This is a genomic window from Pseudooceanicola sp. NS-SX9 (genome assembly GCF_057380705.1).
The window spans coordinates 2,175,050-2,190,632 of record NZ_CM170818.1; the positions used below are offsets into that span (position 1 = coordinate 2,175,050).

Sequence of the window (15,583 nt, forward strand, 5' to 3'; positions counted from 1 at the left end):
GGCGGTGGCCATATTCCCGGCCGCCGCCCATTGCCGCAGGCGGGCGCACCCCTTACCTTGCGGAGATCCGTCCTCCTCCTGCTTCCGGCGCCCCAGACCCATGAACGATCACATCCCCACCCCGCATCCCCGTCACGGCCTTCTGGCCCGGCTGCGGTCCTCTTTCCTGACCGGGATCGTGGTGATCCTGCCGGTGGCGCTGACGATCTGGGTGCTGTGGTCGATCCTGGGATGGATCGACGGCGTGGTGCTGCCGCTGGTGCCCGAACGCTTCCAGCCCGAACATTACATCGGCATCAACCTGCGCGGCGTCGGCATCATCTTCTTCCTGGTCTTCACGGTGATCATCGGCTGGGTCGCCAAGGGGCTGATCGGCCGGTCTCTGATCCGCTACGGCGAAAGCCTGGTGGACCGCATGCCCATCGTGCGCACCGTCTATTCCGGCGCCAAGCAAATCGCCGAGACCGTCTTTGCCCAGTCCGAACGCAGCTTCGAACGCGCCTGCCTGGTGGAATATCCACGCAAGGGCATCTGGGCCATCGGCTTTGTCTCGACCGAGGCGAAGGGAGAGATCGCCCTGCGCGCCCCGGGCGGATCGCGGCTGATGTCGATCTTCGTGCCGACCACGCCCAACCCGACCTCGGGGTTCCTGCTGTACCTGCCGGAAGAGGACGTGACCTATCTCGACATGTCGATCGAGGACGCGGCCAAGCTGATCATCTCCGCGGGCCTGGTCTATCCGAACCCGAAGGATCCGACGAAACCGGCCCGCGGCGCCGGGCGCTGATCAGCCGAACATCGCCGCCATGTCGACGGTCGAGCGCTTGCCAAGCGCATCGCGATGCTGCGTCAGGAACCCCTCGGCCGAGGCCCGCCCCGCCGCTTTCAACCCTTCCAGCAGGCCGAAGGACGGAAACACCTTCGTCACCGATCCCAGGTCGCGCATGATCTCGTCATCGGCGATCATGTGGATCAGCACGTCCTTCTTCTCGGCCGTGGTGACCATTCCCGAAGACAACAGCCGCTTGACGTATTCGATGGCGCGCAGTTCGCGCAGCAGGGTGGTGTTAAAGCTGATCTCGGCCATCCGGTTCTGGATGCGGTCCGGCAGCATCGGCAGCTCGTCGCGCTCCAGCGGGTTCAGGGCGATGATGACGATATCGTCGGGCAGCGAGGGGTCGAACAGCGGGAACAGCGCCGGGTTGCCGGTATAGCCGCCATCCCAGAAGGCCTCGACCCGGTCGGATTGCGGATCGTAGAATTCGACCGCGCGGAACACGGTGGGCAGGCAGGCCGAGGCCAGCAGCGCATCCGGTGTCACCTCCTCGCCGGCAAAGACGCGGATCTTGCCGTCGCGCACCTTGGTGGCGTTGACGAACAGCTGCGGCCCCTGGGCATGGCAGACCTCGTCGAAGTTCAGCCGCTCGACCACCGCGCGCAGCGGGTTGGCATAGAACGGCCCCGAGGCATAGGGCGTGCTGACCGCCGACAGAACGTCCAGCGTCCGCCCCATCAGCGAATATTCCGCCGCCATGCCGATCTGGCGCACCCCCGGCACCGGGATGCCCGACATGATCCAGCCGAACAGGCCGCCGTCGCGCACCAGGCTCATCTCGCCCCAGAAGGCATCGAGGGCCGCGCGCGCGCCCGCGCGGCCGCCGCGCACCCAGCCCGCCTTCAGCGCCGCCCCGTTCATCGCCCCTGCCGAGGTCCCCGAGATCGCGGCGATCTCGATGTCTTCCTCCTCCAGCAGGCGGTCCAGCACGCCCCAGGTATAGGCGCCATGGGCGCCCCCGCCCTGCAGGGCCAGGTTGATCCTGATCGTCATATCGGTCCTTTCCGGGGTCAGCCGTCGCGCCACTTGCGCAGAAGATCGGTCACGGGGATGCCGTCGATGGTCATCCCCTCCATCCCGGCCTCGCGAATCGCAAGGCCCGTCAGATCGGCATGGCTGATCTCGGCATCCGCCAGCGACAGCTGCTCCAACCGCGCCCCCGACAGATCGGCGCCAAGGATCCGCAGGCCCCGGCCGTCGATCCCCGACAGCCGCGCCCCCGCAAGCGAGCTGTCAGAGACCTCGGCCCCCGACAGGTCCAGCCGCGTGATCGCGGCCGGCGCCCCACCTTCGCTCTCCGCGCCTTCGTTCATTGCGCGGTCCAGCCGCCATCGGCGCTGATCGTGGTGCCGGTGATCTGCGCCGCAGCATCCGAGCACAGGAAGACCGCGATGCCGCCCAGCTGCTCGACGGTGACGAAATCCTTCGAGGGCTGCTTGGCCAGGATCACCTGTTCGATCACCTCTTCCTCGGACATCTTGTATTCCTTGGCGGTGTCGGGGATCTGCTTTTCCACCAGCGGCGTCAGCACATAGCCGGGGCAGATCGCATTGGCGGTGATCGGTTCCTTGGCGGTTTCCAGACCCACGGTCTTGGTCATGCCGACGATGCCGTGCTTGGCGCTGATATAGGCCGACTTGTAGGGCGAGGCGCGCAGCCCATGCGCCGAGGCGATATTGACGATCCGCCCCCAGCCCGCCGCACGCATCTTCGGCAGCGCGGCGGCGGTGGTGTGGAAGGCCGAGCACAGGTTGATCGCGATGATCGCATCCCATTTCTCGACCGGGAATTCATCGATCGGCGCGACGTGCTGGATACCGGCATTGTTGACCAGGATATCGCATTTCCCGGCCTTCTCGATCAGCGCGCGGCACTGCTCGCCCTTGGACATGTCGGCCTGGATATAGCGCACGGTGACGCCGAATTCCTTGCCCATGTCCTCGGCCAGCTTGTGGTCCTTTTCATCATCGGTGAACGAGTTCAGCACCACATCCGCCCCCGCCGCCGCGAGCGCCCGCGCGACCCCCAGCCCGATCCCCGAATTCGATCCCGTCACGACCGCCGTCTTGCCGTTCAAGCTCATGGCACTTCTCCTCGTCTGGGGCCCGGCACAGTCCGGGCCGTTCGCAGCCGAAGATAATGCCGCAGCGGCAAAAGGCGAGTACCCGTGCTGTCTCTGATCTGCGTCAGAACGCCATTCGTGAACAGCCACGCGGCCGCTGCCGCGCCCAAAATTCCCGCAGATCGAAGGCCGGAGGGGGACGCGGCGGACAAAAAAACGCCGGCACAAGGCCGGCGTCAAGTCTTTGAGGCAGGTTTCATACAGGCAAGAAACCTATCGAGCAGTACGTCCTTTATAAGCAATCTCGCGCCGGCATGGAAGCTAAAAGTTTGAAAACATGTAAATCCAAAGGTAGCCTAAAGGCCAAGAAAACAAGGGCAAGAGCAGGGCCTGAGGCAGGATGACCTTTACCATACGCTTCACCGCAAGGGTGAAACCCATGATTCTAACGGTTTTCGCGGGGGCAATGATTCTCGGCGGACCACTGCAGGCAGAGCCCTCATATGGTATCGCCATGTATGGCAAGCCCGCCCTTCCCCCAGATTTTGCGGCCCTGCCCTATGCCAATCCCGACGCGCCCAAGGGCGGCACGCTGGTCACCGGCGACACCGGCACGTTTGATTCGCTGAACCCCTTCACGCAAAAGGGTACGCCACCCTGGCAACTGCGCTTTCTCACCCATGAAAGCCTGATGATCCGCAACTATGACGAACCCTTCACCCTCTACGGTCTGCTGGCCGAATCGGTCGACACCGACCCCGACCGCCACTGGGTCGAATACACGCTGAACCCGAAGGCGAAATTCTCGGACGGATCACCGGTCACTGCCGAAGACGTGATCTGGAGTTACCGCGAACTCGGCACCGAGGGGAACGCCCGTTACGCCGGCCTCTGGAGCCAGATCGACAAGATCGAACAGACCGGCCCCGGCCGCGTGCGCATCACCTTCAAGGGCGACAACCGCGAACTGGCACTGGTGGCGGGGCTGGTGCCGATCCTGAAGAAGGCGCAGTGGGACGGCAAGGATTTCGCCAATGCGGGGCTGGACCAGATCCCGATCGGCTCGGCGCCCTATGTCATCGACAGCTATGTCGCCGGCCGCAACGTGGTGCTCAAACGCAACCCGAACTACTGGGGCAACGACCTGCCCGTGCGCCGCGGCACGGAAAACTTCGACACCATAAGGATCGAGTTCTTCGGCGACCAGGGCGTCCTCTTCGAGGCCTTCAAGGCCGGAGAGATCTCTTTCCTGCGCGAATTCAACGCCGAGAAATGGCAGCGCGACTATGATTTCCCCGCCGTCCAGTCCGGCCAGATCGTCAAGTCGGAGATTCCCACCCAGCGGCCCTCGGGGATGACCGGCTTCGTGATGAACACCCGCCGCGCGCCCTTCAACGACATCCGCGTACGCGACGCGATGCTGCTGGCGTTCAACTTCGGCTACATCAACGGCACGATCACCGGCGGCAAGCAGCCCCGCATCACCTCGTATTTCTCGCATTCGACGCTGGGGATGCAGCCCGGCCCCGCGACGGGTCCCGTCCGCGCCCTTCTGACCCCCTTCGCCGCCAGCCTGCCGCCCGGCGCGCTCGACGGCTACACCCTGCCCCAGGGCGACGGCACCGCGCGCAACCGCACCGACCTGCGCAAGGCCTCCGAAGAGCTCGACGCCGCCGGCTGGAAGGTCGGCCCCGACGGGCTGCGCCACGATGCCCAGGGCCACCCCTTCACCTTCGATATCCTGCTGCGCCAGGGCGACACCCAGAACCAGTCGATCATCGACATCTACCAGGACGCGCTCAAGCGCCTCGGGATCCGCTCGACGATCACCCTGGTCGACAATGCGCAATACGCCATGCGGGTGCAGGACTTCGACTTCGACATGACCGATTTCCGCCGCGAACTCTCGCTCTCTCCGGGCAATGAGCAGCGCCTCTACTGGGGCTCGAAGGAGGCCGACCTGCCCGGCTCGCGCAACCTGATGGGCATGAAAAGCCCCGCGGCAGACGCGATGATCGACGCCATGCTCGCCTCGCGCAGCCTCGAAGACTTCACCGATGCCACCCGCGCCCTCGACCGGGTGCTGACGGCAGGCCGCTACGTGATCCCGATCTTCATGTTCGACAAGGGCCGCATCGCCCACAAGGCCGATCTGAAATACCCCGCCCACATCCCGCTCTACGGCGACGGCTATTATTTCCTCCCCGAGGTCTGGTGGCAGGCCCCGGCCGCCCCCTGACCTTTCATCTTTCCCCAAATATGCAAAACCGGCCCGCCACCCGCGCGGGCCGCCTGCCTTTCATCTTTCCCCAAATACGGAAAAACTCACCGCCCGCCCCGGGCCGCGCCCTCACCCCGGGGCCCTCAGCCCAGTGAAATCACCGCAGTGAAATCACCCCAGCGACGTCACCCACAGGATCAGCGCATCATCCTCGCTGACCGAGATCACGTTATGCCCCATCGAGGCATCGTAATAGGCGCTGTCGCCGCGGCGCAGCTCCAGCGGCTCGTAGAACTCGGTATAAAGCCGCACCACCCCGGTCAGCACGTACAGGAACTCTTCGCCGTCATGGCGCACCCAGCCGTCGAATTCCTCCAGCTTGCGGGCCCGGATCCGCGCCCGGTAGGGCAGCATCTTTTTCTTCGACAGCCCCGCCGCCAGCAGCTCGTGCTCGTAGGTGGCGGTGGCATGGGCCTGGCCCTCGCCCTCGCGGGTCGACACCATCCGCCCCGTCACCTGCCCCGGCTTCGGCGCCGTGAACAGCTGCGGCACCGAAATCCCCAGCCCCGTCGCCAGTTTCTTCAGCGCGTCATAGGTGGGCGACATCTGCCCGTTCTCGATCTTCGACAGGGTCGAGCGCGCCAGCCCCGCCTTGTGGGCGGCAAATTCCAGCGTCCAGTCGCGCGCCCGGCGCAGCTCTCGCACCCGTTCGCCCAGATCCAGAGGCTCGGCGCCCTCCTCGGGGCCGGCCTCGCGGGCGATGCGGATCAGGTTGCGGGGATTGGTCTCGGTCATGGCGCGACGCTACCCCGCATCAGGCCGCGCTTGCAAGCGCCGCACCGGCGTCCTAGCAAGGCGCATGGCCATCAAGCTCGACATCCTCTCCGACCCCATCTGCCCCTGGTGCTACATCGGCAAGACGCTCCTCGACCGGGCGCTTGGCGAACGGCCCGGGCATCCCTTCACCCTGGAATGGCATCCGTTCCAGCTGAACCCCGACATGCCCCGCGAGGGCATGGAGCGTCAGGCCTACCTGCGCGCCAAGTTCGGCGAAGAAGGGGCCGAGGACACCTATGCCAATATCGCGGCCCAGGCCGCGGCGCTGAACATCCCCGCCGATTTCGCCGCCATCACCCGCACGCCCAACACGCTGGACGCGCACCGGCTGATCCACTGGGCCGGGATCGAGAACCTGCAGGGCGCGGTGGTCGACGGCCTCTTTGCCGCGAATTTCGTCGAAGGCCGCGACATCGGCCAGCATGACGTGCTGTGCGACGTAGCCGACAGCGCGGGCCTTGATGCGGCGCTGATCGGGCGGCTGCTGCGCACCGATGCCGATGAACAGGCGATCCGCGACCGCGACGCGCATTCCCGCTCGATGGGCATCACCTCGGTTCCGACCTTCATCGTCGCCCAGCAGCATGCCGTCCCCGGCGCCCAGCCGGTCGAGCTGTGGCTGAAGGTCATCGACGAGATCACCGCCAAGCTGGCCGAGGAAGACACCGCCGACTGAGCCGCCCGTTTGACGTGCAATCATGCACAACCGGCTGCGACAGCGCCGGGTCGTTCTGCATGTGGCGACGGGTCCGAAAACCTGCTAGCGGCGGAACAAACCGTTCAAGAGGATCCCTTCATGGCGCAACGCGTACATCCGGTGGAATTCGTCGCGATCATGGCCATGCTGATGGCCTCTGTCGCCTTTTCCATCGACTCCATGCTGCCCGCCCTGCCGGAAATGGCCCGGGCGCTGAACCTGCAGGATGCCAACGACATCCAGCTGGTGCTTTCGGCCTTCATGATCGGCATGGGGCTGGGCACCTTCGTCACCGGGCCGCTGTCCGACAGCTTTGGGCGCAAGAACATCATCCTGCTGGGCATGGCCGTCTACATCCTGGGCACCGTGCTGGCCTGGAAGGCGCCGACGCTGAACCTGCTGGTCGCCGCCCGCGTGCTTGAGGGCCTGGGCGCCGCCGCCCCCCGCATCATCGCCATCGCCATCATCCGAGACCTCTATTCAGGCCGCGAGATGGCCCGCCTGGTGTCCTTCGTGATGATGGTCTTCACCATCTTCCCGGCGATTGCGCCGCTGGCCGGGTCGGGCATCATCGCCATCGGCGGCTGGCGCGCGATCTTCCTGGCCTTCCTGGTCTTCGTGCTGATCGGCGGCACCTGGTTCACCGCCCGCATCCAGGAACCGCTGCCGAAGGAACGCCGCCGACCGTTCAGCGTCAGCGCCCTCAGCGCCGCCGCAAAAGAGATGATGGCCATCCCCATGGTCCGCCTGACCCTGGTGGTGCAGGTGCTGATCATGTCGACCATGTTCACCACCATCTCGCTGATCGAGCCCGCCTTCTCGCAGGTCTTCCACCGCGCCGACCAGTTCCCCTACTGGTTCTTCGGCCTGGGCATCCTGGCGGGAACCTCGTCGCTGGTGAATGCCTCGCTGGTGGGCAAATACGGGATGCGCAAGATCATCACCTTCGTGGTCTCGTGCTTCCTGGTGATCAGCCTGGCGATGCTGGCCTTCCACTTCTTCGGGCCGCGCGGACTGCCCTATTTCGTCGCCTACCTGATCTGGCAGGGCGCGGTCTACTACCAGATCGGCATGACAATGGGCAACCTCAACGCCCTCGCGATGGAACCGGTGGGCCATATCGCCGGGCTGGCGGCCTCGGTCATCGGGGCGATCTCGACCATCAGCAGCGCCATTCTGTCGACCATCGTGGCGCAGCTGTTCGACGGCACGATCCTGCCGCAGCTGCTGGCCTCTACCATCCTGTCGGCGCTGGCGCTGCTGGTGATGACCCGGGTGAAACGCCTGGAGCGCCACAAGGACCAGTGATCCCGCACCTTCTGGTAGCGTTATCGGAACCCCGCGGCCCCGGTCGCGGGGTTTTGACGTTTCCGGGCGCCCTCACGTCACGGAAACACCCGTATACCAAAGTATACCACCGTGGACCTTCATCAAAACTTAGTCTAAGGAGGCGCAGTAATCCCACTGCATCGCGATTCCTCCGAGGAGCCACCCATGTCCAGGATCAAGGTAGACAACCCCATCGTCGATATCGACGGCGACGAGATGACCCGCATCATCTGGTCGTTCATCAAGAAGAAGCTGATCGAACCCTACCTTGAGCTCGACCTGCTGTACTACGACCTCGGGATCGAGGAACGCGACCGCACCGAAGACCAGATCACCATCGACGCGGCGATGAAGATCAAGGAAGTCGGCGTCGGCGTGAAATGCGCCACCATCACCCCGGACGAAGCCCGCGTGGAAGAGTTCGGCCTGAAGAAGATGTGGAAATCGCCGAACGGCACCATTCGCAACATCCTGGGCGGTGTGGTATTCCGCAAGCCGATCATCTGCAAGAACGTGCCGCGTCTGGTCCCCGGCTGGACCAAGCCCATCGTGGTCGGCCGTCACGCCTTCGGCGACCAGTACAAGGCCACCGATTTCCACTTCCCCTCGAAGGGTAAGCTGACGATGAAATTCGTCGGCGAGGACGGCACCGAGATCGAGCGCGAAGTCTACGACGCGCCCTCCGCCGGCGTCTTCATGGGCATGTACAACCTCGACCAGTCGATCATGGACTTCGCCCGCGCGTCGTTCAACTATGGCCTGTCGCTGAAATGGCCGGTCTTCCTGTCGACCAAGAACACCATCCTCAAGGCCTATGACGGCCGTTTCAAGGACCTGTTCGCCAAGGTCTACGAGGAAGAGTTCGCCGAAGAGTTCAAGAAGGCGGGCATCTGGTACGAACACCGCCTGATCGACGACATGGTGGCCTCGGCGCTGAAATGGTCGGGCGGCTATGTCTGGGCCTGCAAGAACTACGATGGCGACGTGCAGTCGGACACCGTGGCACAGGGCTATGGTTCGCTGGGTCTGATGACCTCGCAGCTGATGACCCCCGATGGCAAGATCGTCGAGGCCGAGGCCGCCCACGGCACCGTGACCCGCCACTTCCGCCAGCATCAGGAAGGCAAGCAGACCTCGACCAACTCGATCGCGTCGATCTACGCTTGGACGGGCGGGCTGAAGCACCGCGCGCTGCTGGATGGCAATGACGCGCTGATGACCTTTGCCACCACGCTGGAAAAGGTCGTCGTGGACACCGTGGAGTCGGGCTACATGACCAAGGACCTGGCGCTGCTGGTCGGCCCCGATCAGGGCTGGCTGACCACCATGGGCTTCCTGGAAAAGATCGACCAGAACCTGAACAAGGCGCTGAAGCTCTGATTTCCGCCCCCTTCGTGCAAATCCCAAAGGCCGCCCCTCCGAGGGCGGCCTTTTCACATCGCGAAGCGTTAATGCGTCAGATGAAGAATGCCTGACAAAGCACTTCATTTATTAGGTAATATAGTCACACAAGGCGCCCTGTACTTGGGCCATGTCCGGGCCCTGGGCACGCCACCCGGACGCGGCCCAACTGGGTGCCATTGCTTCGCCCGGTGGCCTTTGGCACGTATCAGGCCGCCCGGCGTCCATGGCGCCCTTCCTCGATCTCCTCGATGATCCTGGCGACGAACGCATCCAGATCCCCGGGATTGCGCGCGGTCACGATCCCCCTGTCGCAGACCACCGCCGCATCCCGCCACAGGCCGCCGGCATTTTCCAGATCCGTCCGGATCGAGCCATAAGACGTCACCTCGTACCCCTTCACGATCCCGGCCTCGACCAGCATCCAGGGGCCGTGGCAGATCGCAGCCACCACCTTGCCCTGCTGGTGGAACATCTTCACCAGCTTCACCGCCTCGCCCCGGGTGCGCAGTATATCCGGGTTGATCTGCCCACCAGGCAGCAGCACCGCGTCATAATCATCGACCGAGACCTCGACCAGGGCACGGTCTGCCGCGACCTCGCGGCCCCAGTCGCCCTTCTCCCAGCCGCGGATCGTCCGGCGGTCCGGCGTGGCGACATGGACGGTGGCGCCGGTGGCGGCCAGCCGGTCGCGGGGCACCTCCAGCTCGGATTGCTCGAACCCGTCGGTGGACAGGATGACCATGCGGGCGTGGCTGATATCGGGCATGAGGACGTCCTTTCTTTCTGCCATGGGGCAAGCGCCCCTGCCCATTCAACGGGCAGCCCCCGCCCCAAGGTTCCCTCGCGATCCCGCGAGGTGCCGCCCCCGGCACGATTTCGCACTGGCCCCGCGCCGCCGCCCGATCTATACATACGGAAGCATTACTGACCCATTTACCCCCGAGGTCCCATGCCCGCACCGATCCCGATTCCGACCGAATACCGCCAGCACCACAGCCCGATCGAGGACATCCAGGGCCTTGCCATCGCCCTCCTGACCTCGGCGACGGGGCTGGTGTTCATCTCGTCGCTGGGCTTCATCACCGGCCAGACGGCGGGCCTGGCGCTGATCATCGCCTACCTCTCGGGCTGGAGCTTCGGGCTGGTGTTCTTCCTGGTGAACCTGCCCTTCTACGCGCTGGCCTGGAAACGCCTGGGCGCCGAATTCACGCTGAAATCCTTCTTCTGCGTCACGGTCGTGTCGGTGGCGGTCGATTACATCCCCCTCGGCATGACATTCGCACATCTTGACCCGATCCTCGGCACGGCGATCTTCGGCGTGCTGACGGGCTACGGCCTGCTGGGGATCTTCCGGCACAAGGGCTCGCTCGGGGGACTCGGGGTGATCGCGCTGATGATCCAGGACAGGACCGGGTTCCGCGCGGGCTATGTGCAGATCATCGTCGATGCCTGCCTGTTCACCGTGGCCTTCTTCCTCTTCGACACCCGCACCGTCGCCTATTCCCTGTTCGGAGCCCTGATCCTGAACGCCGTCATCGCCTTCAACCACCGCCGCGACCGCTACATCGCCGACTGACGCGCGGGCCCGATTGACCGCCCCGCCCCCCCCGCTTAGCAAGACGCGACACCACCGGAGCCCCCCATGACCACGTCCGAAGACCCGATCACCAAGACCACCGGCCACAGCCTTCTGGCCGATGCCCAGGGGATCTTCTTCGGCAGTTCGATGGCGGGCTTCGGCATCATCGTGCTGACCCATCTGGGGCTGGTCACCGGCCAGACGGCGGGCCTGGCGGTGATTCTGTCGTACCTGACGGGGCTGTCGTTCGGGCCGGTCTTCTTCGTGGTGAACCTGCCGTTCTACTGGCTGGGCTACCGCCGCATGGGCCTGCGCTTCGTGCTGAAGACCTTCATCGCGGTGGCGCTGCTGTCGGTCATGTCCAAGCTGCTGCCGACCCAGATCGCCTTCGCCCACCTCACCCCCTGGACCGGCGCGATCCTCTTCGGCTTCGTCACCGGCGCGGGGCTTCTGGCGCTCTTCCGGCACGGCGCCTCGCTGGGGGGCATCGGCATCCTGGCACTCTACCTGCAGGAAAAGACCGGCTTCCGGGCGGGCTGGACACAGCTGATCTTTGATGGCTGCCTGTTCCTGGTGGCCTTCTTCCTGCTGCCCCTCGACAAGTTCGCCTGGTCGCTCCTCGGCGCCGTCATCGTGAACTTCGTCATCGCCATCAACCACCGCCGCGACTGGTACGTCGCCACCTGAGGAAGTCCTCATGCCCGCCTGGCTGATCCTGATCCTTGCCGTCGCCGCCGAGACCATCGGCACCACCGCCCTGCAGGCCAGCCAGCAGTTCAGCCGCCTCGTGCCCTCGCTGATCGTCGTGATTTCCTATGCCCTGGCCTTCTGGCTGCTGTCGCTGACCCTGCGCCAGATGCCGGTGGGCGTGGTCTACGCTATCTGGTCCGGCATGGGCATCGTCTTCATCGCGCTGATCGGCTATTTCGTCTTCGGGCAAAAACTCGACCTGCCGGCAATCCTGGGCATGGCGCTGATCGGCGCCGGGATCCTGCTGATCCAGCTCTTCTCGAAATCTTCGGGCCACTGAGGCCCTTCACCTTTCCGCCAAATACGGCCGCCGGCAGGCGGAACCGCGTCCCGCGCGCGCCGCCGCCCTTTCATCTTTCCCGCAAATATGCCCGCCGGAGGCTGGCGCCGGGCCCGCCCGGCGCCAATCCCGCAGCCGCTCAGCCCATCACGCTCAATCGCTTGATCAGCGCCGAGGTATCCCAGCGGCCCCCCCCCAGCTTCTGCACATCCTTGTAGAACTGGTCGACCAGTGCCGTGACCGGCAGGCTGGCGCCAATCTGGTCGGCGGTGGTCAGACAGATATCCAGATCCTTGCGCATCCAGTCGACGGCAAAACCGTGATCAAAGTGATCCTCCAGCATGGTGCGATAGCGGTTCTGCATCTGCCACGAACCCGCCGCCCCCTGAGAGATCACCTCGACCACCTTGTCGCCGTCCAGCCCCGCCTTCTGGCAGAAATGCAGCGCCTCCGAGAGGCCCTGCACCAGCCCCGCGATGGCGATCTGGTTGCACATCTTGGTCATTTGCCCCGCGCCCACATCGCCCATCAGCCGGCAGATCTTGGCATAGGCCTCGATCACCGGGGCCACGCAGACGAAATCGGCCTCGGATCCGCCGCACATCACCGACAGCTGGCCATTTTCCGCCCCCGCCTGCCCGCCCGAGATCGGCGCATCGACATAGCCCAGCCCCCGCGCAGCCGCTGCTTCGGCCAGCGCGCGGGTGACGGCTGCCGAAACCGTGGTGTGATCGACCAGGATCGCCCCCGCCGCCATGCCCTCGAAGGCCCCATCCGGGCCCGCGCAGACCACCCGCAGGTCGTCGTCATTGCCGACGCAGGTCATCACGAAAGCAGCGCCCTCGGCCGCCTCGGCCGGCGTCAGCCCCATCCGGCCCCCATGCTCGGCCACCCATTTTTCCGCCTTCGCGGCCGTGCGGTTATAGACGGTGACATCGTGACCTTTCGCGCAAAGGTGACCGGCCATCGGATAGCCCATCACCCCAAGACCCAGAAACGCGACTTTCGCCATGGCTCAAACCTCTGTATTGAAACGTGCGCCGGAACATTCTCCGCGCTGCGAATGCAGACGATTATGGCGCGGAACGCAAGGGCATGGGGAACATATGAGATTCGTCTTTCGCTGGCTGCTGCGCATTGCCGGGACAATGGTCATCATTGCGGTACTGGGCGCAGGGCTGGCCTACTACCTTGCCTCGCGCTCGTTGCCGACCTACGACAAGACGCTGAGCGTCAAGGGCATTTCCGCCCCCGTCGACATCGTGCGCGACAATGCCGACGTCCCCCATATCTTCGGCGCCACCGATGCCGACGTGTTCTTCGGCCTGGGCTATGCCCATGCCCAGGACCGGCTGTGGCAGATGATCGTGCTGCGCCGCACCGTCGAGGGCCGCCTGTCCGAGATCTTCGGCACCCGCACCGTGGCCATCGACAAGCTGATGCGGCGCTATGACCTTTATAAGGCGGCACAGGCCTCGGTGGCGGCGCAGGATGCCCGCACCACGGCAGCGCTGACGGCCTATGCCGCGGGCGTCAACGCCCGGCTCGACGAGATCAACAAGGACAGCCTGGGCCGCGGCGCGCCCGAGATGTTCCTGTTCAACATCCCCGTCGCCCCCTGGACCCCTGCGGATTCGATCGCCATCGGCAAGCTGATCGCGCTGGAGCAGGACGGATCCCTGGCCAACGAGGTGCTGCGCGCCCAGCTGTCGCTGGCGCTGCCCGCGGGCCAGATGGTCAATGACCTGATGCCCGTGGCCCCCGGCACGCCGGAAACCGCCCTGCCCGATTATGCCCAGCTGATGCAGGCGCCCGGGATGGCGCAGGTGGCCGCGATCACCGATGACGGCCTGCCCCAGGACCCGCTGTCGCCCTTCCCGGCGCCCGGCCGCGAAGGCGCATCGAACGCCTTCGCGGCCGCGCCGCAGCGTTCCGCCACCGGCGGAACCCTGCTGGCGAACGACCCCCAGATGACCTTTACCGCGCCGTCCCAATGGTACCTCGCCCGGCTGCAGCTGCAGCAGGGGGGCGTCATCGGCGGCACCATCCCGGGCCTGCCGGTGGTGCTGTCGGGGCGCTCGCAGTTCCTGGGCTGGGGGATCACCGCCGCCGGTCTGGATGACCTTGACGTCTACATGGAAGAGCTGAAGCCCGGCGATCCCGAACAGTACCGCACCCCCGACGGCTGGAAGCCCTTCCGCACGGCGAAGACCATCATCGCCATCAAGAACGCCAAGCCCATCACCCTGACCCTGCGCTGGAGCGACAACGGCCCCGTGCTGCCCGGCAGCTTCTACAACCTCGACACCGTGACGCCCCCGGGGCATGTGGCGGCGATCAACTGGACGGCGCTGTCGGATCACGACACGACGCTCTCGGCCGGGGTGGATCTGATGTACGCCAAGACCGTGCAGCAGGGCATCGACGCGGGCAAGCTGCAGATCGCCCCGGCGCAGAACCTGATGCTGGCGGATGCGACCTCGATCGCGATGAAGACCATCGGGGCGGTGCCGGCGCGCGATCCCGGCCACGACAGCCAGGGCCGGATGCCGACGCTGGGCTGGAAGCCCGAGAACCGCTGGACCGGCATCTTCCCCTATGCCGACAACCCCGAGATCGTGAACCCCGACAGCGGCATCCTGGGCAATACCAACAACAAGGTCACCGACGCCGCCTTCCCCCACAACATCACCTTCGACTGGGGCGACACGCAGCGCATCCACCGCTGGCAGAAGCTGATGGAAAGCCGCAAGGTGCACACCCGCGACAGCTTCATCGAGGCGCAGCTGGATACCGTCAGCTTCACCGCGCGCTCGCTGCTGCCGCTGATCGGCAAGAACCTGTGGTACACCGGCGATCCCGCCCCCAAGGGCACGCCCGACCGGATGCGCCAGGATGCGCTGAAGATGCTGGCCGACTGGAACGGCGAGATGAACGAGCACATGCCCGAGCCGCTGATCTACGCGGTCTGGATCTCGACCCTGCAGGACCGGCTGATCCGGGACGAGCTGGGCCCGCTGGCCGACAACTTCACCCATGTCCAGCCGGTCTTCATCGAGCGCGTCTTCCGCAACATCAACGGCGCCTCGAAATGGTGCGACGTGGTGCAGACCCAGCAGGTCGAGACCTGCGACGAGATCGCCAGGCAATCGCTGGATGCGGCGCTTCTGTGGATCAAGGAACGCTATGGCGACAACCTGGAAAGCCTGCGGTGGGGCGATGTGCACCAGGCCGCGCAGGACCATCCGGTGCTGGGTCAGGTGCCGATCCTGAAATACCTGGTGAACATCCGCCAGCAGACCTCGGGGGGGGACAACACGCTGAACCGTGGTGCCACCCGCGGCAGCGGTGCCGATCCCTTCCTGGATGTCAGCGGGCCGGGCTATCGCGGGGTCTATGATTTCGCCGATCCCGACAGTTCGGTCTTCATCATCTCGACCGGGCAATCGGGCCATCCGCTGTCGCGCCATTACGACGACCTGGGCGATCTGTGGCGGCGCGGGGAATACATCCCGATGTCGCTGGATACAGCCCTGGCCAAGGCCGCTTCGGTGGGCGAAACCCACCTCCTCCCGCAGAAGTGACGCCG

The 15,583-nt window shown here is 65.3% G+C and carries 15 protein-coding genes; 9 read left to right on the forward strand and 6 right to left on the reverse strand.

The window, feature by feature from the left end; genetic code table 11:
• The first annotated feature begins 100 nt into the window (after positions 1-100).
• Positions 101-787, forward strand: a complete 687-nt coding sequence (locus AC2ITM_RS10410) for a DUF502 domain-containing protein (protein ID WP_486466579.1) — start codon at positions 101-103, stop codon at positions 785-787.
• On the opposite strand, the gene AC2ITM_RS10415 is transcribed toward AC2ITM_RS10410, so the two are convergent.
• Genes AC2ITM_RS10415 through AC2ITM_RS10425 form a run of 3 tightly spaced genes read right to left on the reverse strand, consistent with a single transcriptional unit; the run spans position 788 to position 2,918 of the window.
• A complete protein-coding gene (locus AC2ITM_RS10415) occupies positions 788-1,828 on the reverse strand; it encodes a patatin-like phospholipase family protein (protein WP_486466580.1) in 1,041 nt (346 codons plus the stop codon).
• Positions 1,829-1,845: 17 nt separating this feature from the next.
• Complete coding sequence (locus tag AC2ITM_RS10420) at positions 1,846-2,148, reverse strand: pentapeptide repeat-containing protein (protein WP_486466581.1); 303 nt, start codon at positions 2,146-2,148, stop codon at positions 1,846-1,848.
• The gene (locus tag AC2ITM_RS10425) at positions 2,145-2,918 is read right to left on the reverse strand and encodes a 3-hydroxybutyrate dehydrogenase (RefSeq protein WP_486466582.1); all 774 of its coding nucleotides are present in this window, start codon (positions 2,916-2,918) and stop codon (positions 2,145-2,147) included. Before AC2ITM_RS10425 ends, AC2ITM_RS10420 begins: the two co-directional genes overlap by 4 nt.
• 493 nt (positions 2,919-3,411) lie before the next feature.
• Between AC2ITM_RS10425 and AC2ITM_RS10430 the strand changes: the two genes are divergently transcribed.
• Complete coding sequence (locus AC2ITM_RS10430) at positions 3,412-5,136, forward strand: extracellular solute-binding protein (protein ID WP_486466583.1); 1,725 nt, start codon at positions 3,412-3,414, stop codon at positions 5,134-5,136.
• A 153-nt stretch (positions 5,137-5,289) separates the two neighbouring features.
• Here AC2ITM_RS10430 and AC2ITM_RS10435 read toward each other — a convergent pair whose 3' ends face one another.
• On the reverse strand, positions 5,290-5,913 hold the full coding sequence (locus tag AC2ITM_RS10435) for a helix-turn-helix domain-containing protein (RefSeq protein WP_486466584.1): 624 nt from the start codon (positions 5,911-5,913) through the stop codon (positions 5,290-5,292).
• A gap of 64 nt (positions 5,914-5,977) precedes the next feature.
• Here AC2ITM_RS10435 and AC2ITM_RS10440 point away from each other — a divergent pair, with 64 nt between their 5' ends.
• The 3 genes from AC2ITM_RS10440 (at position 5,978) to AC2ITM_RS10450 (ending at position 9,361) form a co-directional block, all read left to right on the forward strand.
• Entirely contained in the window at positions 5,978-6,631 is a 654-nt protein-coding gene (locus AC2ITM_RS10440; protein WP_486466585.1) for a DsbA family oxidoreductase, read from the forward strand.
• A 120-nt stretch (positions 6,632-6,751) separates the two neighbouring features.
• Positions 6,752-7,960, forward strand: a complete 1,209-nt coding sequence (locus AC2ITM_RS10445; protein WP_486466586.1) for a multidrug effflux MFS transporter — start codon at positions 6,752-6,754, stop codon at positions 7,958-7,960.
• Between the two features lie 186 nt (positions 7,961-8,146).
• Positions 8,147-9,361 (forward strand): NADP-dependent isocitrate dehydrogenase, encoded by a 1,215-nt coding sequence (locus tag AC2ITM_RS10450; RefSeq protein ID WP_486466587.1) that lies wholly within the window; start codon positions 8,147-8,149, stop codon positions 9,359-9,361.
• 229 nt (positions 9,362-9,590) lie between these two features.
• On the opposite strand, the gene AC2ITM_RS10455 is transcribed toward AC2ITM_RS10450, so the two are convergent.
• Complete coding sequence (locus AC2ITM_RS10455; RefSeq protein WP_486466588.1) at positions 9,591-10,151, reverse strand: type 1 glutamine amidotransferase domain-containing protein; 561 nt, start codon at positions 10,149-10,151, stop codon at positions 9,591-9,593.
• A gap of 183 nt (positions 10,152-10,334) precedes the next feature.
• Between AC2ITM_RS10455 and AC2ITM_RS10460 the strand changes: the two genes are divergently transcribed.
• The 3 genes from AC2ITM_RS10460 (at position 10,335) to AC2ITM_RS10470 (ending at position 11,994) form a co-directional block, all read left to right on the forward strand.
• Complete coding sequence (locus tag AC2ITM_RS10460) at positions 10,335-10,961, forward strand: YitT family protein (RefSeq protein WP_486466589.1); 627 nt, start codon at positions 10,335-10,337, stop codon at positions 10,959-10,961.
• Between the two features lie 66 nt (positions 10,962-11,027).
• Complete coding sequence (locus tag AC2ITM_RS10465) at positions 11,028-11,651, forward strand: YitT family protein (protein WP_486466590.1); 624 nt, start codon at positions 11,028-11,030, stop codon at positions 11,649-11,651.
• Positions 11,652-11,661: 10 nt separating this feature from the next.
• Positions 11,662-11,994 carry a DMT family transporter gene (locus AC2ITM_RS10470; RefSeq protein ID WP_486466591.1) on the forward strand — a complete coding sequence of 111 codons (333 nt, stop codon included), beginning with the start codon at positions 11,662-11,664 and terminating at the stop codon, positions 11,992-11,994.
• A 139-nt stretch (positions 11,995-12,133) separates the two neighbouring features.
• On the opposite strand, the gene AC2ITM_RS10475 is transcribed toward AC2ITM_RS10470, so the two are convergent.
• The gene (locus tag AC2ITM_RS10475; RefSeq protein WP_486466592.1) at positions 12,134-13,006 is read right to left on the reverse strand and encodes an NAD(P)-dependent oxidoreductase; all 873 of its coding nucleotides are present in this window, start codon (positions 13,004-13,006) and stop codon (positions 12,134-12,136) included.
• Positions 13,007-13,100: 94 nt separating this feature from the next.
• Between AC2ITM_RS10475 and AC2ITM_RS10480 the strand changes: the two genes are divergently transcribed.
• A complete protein-coding gene (locus tag AC2ITM_RS10480) occupies positions 13,101-15,578 on the forward strand; it encodes a penicillin acylase family protein (protein ID WP_486466593.1) in 2,478 nt (825 codons plus the stop codon).
• The last annotated feature ends 5 nt before the right edge of the window (positions 15,579-15,583 follow it).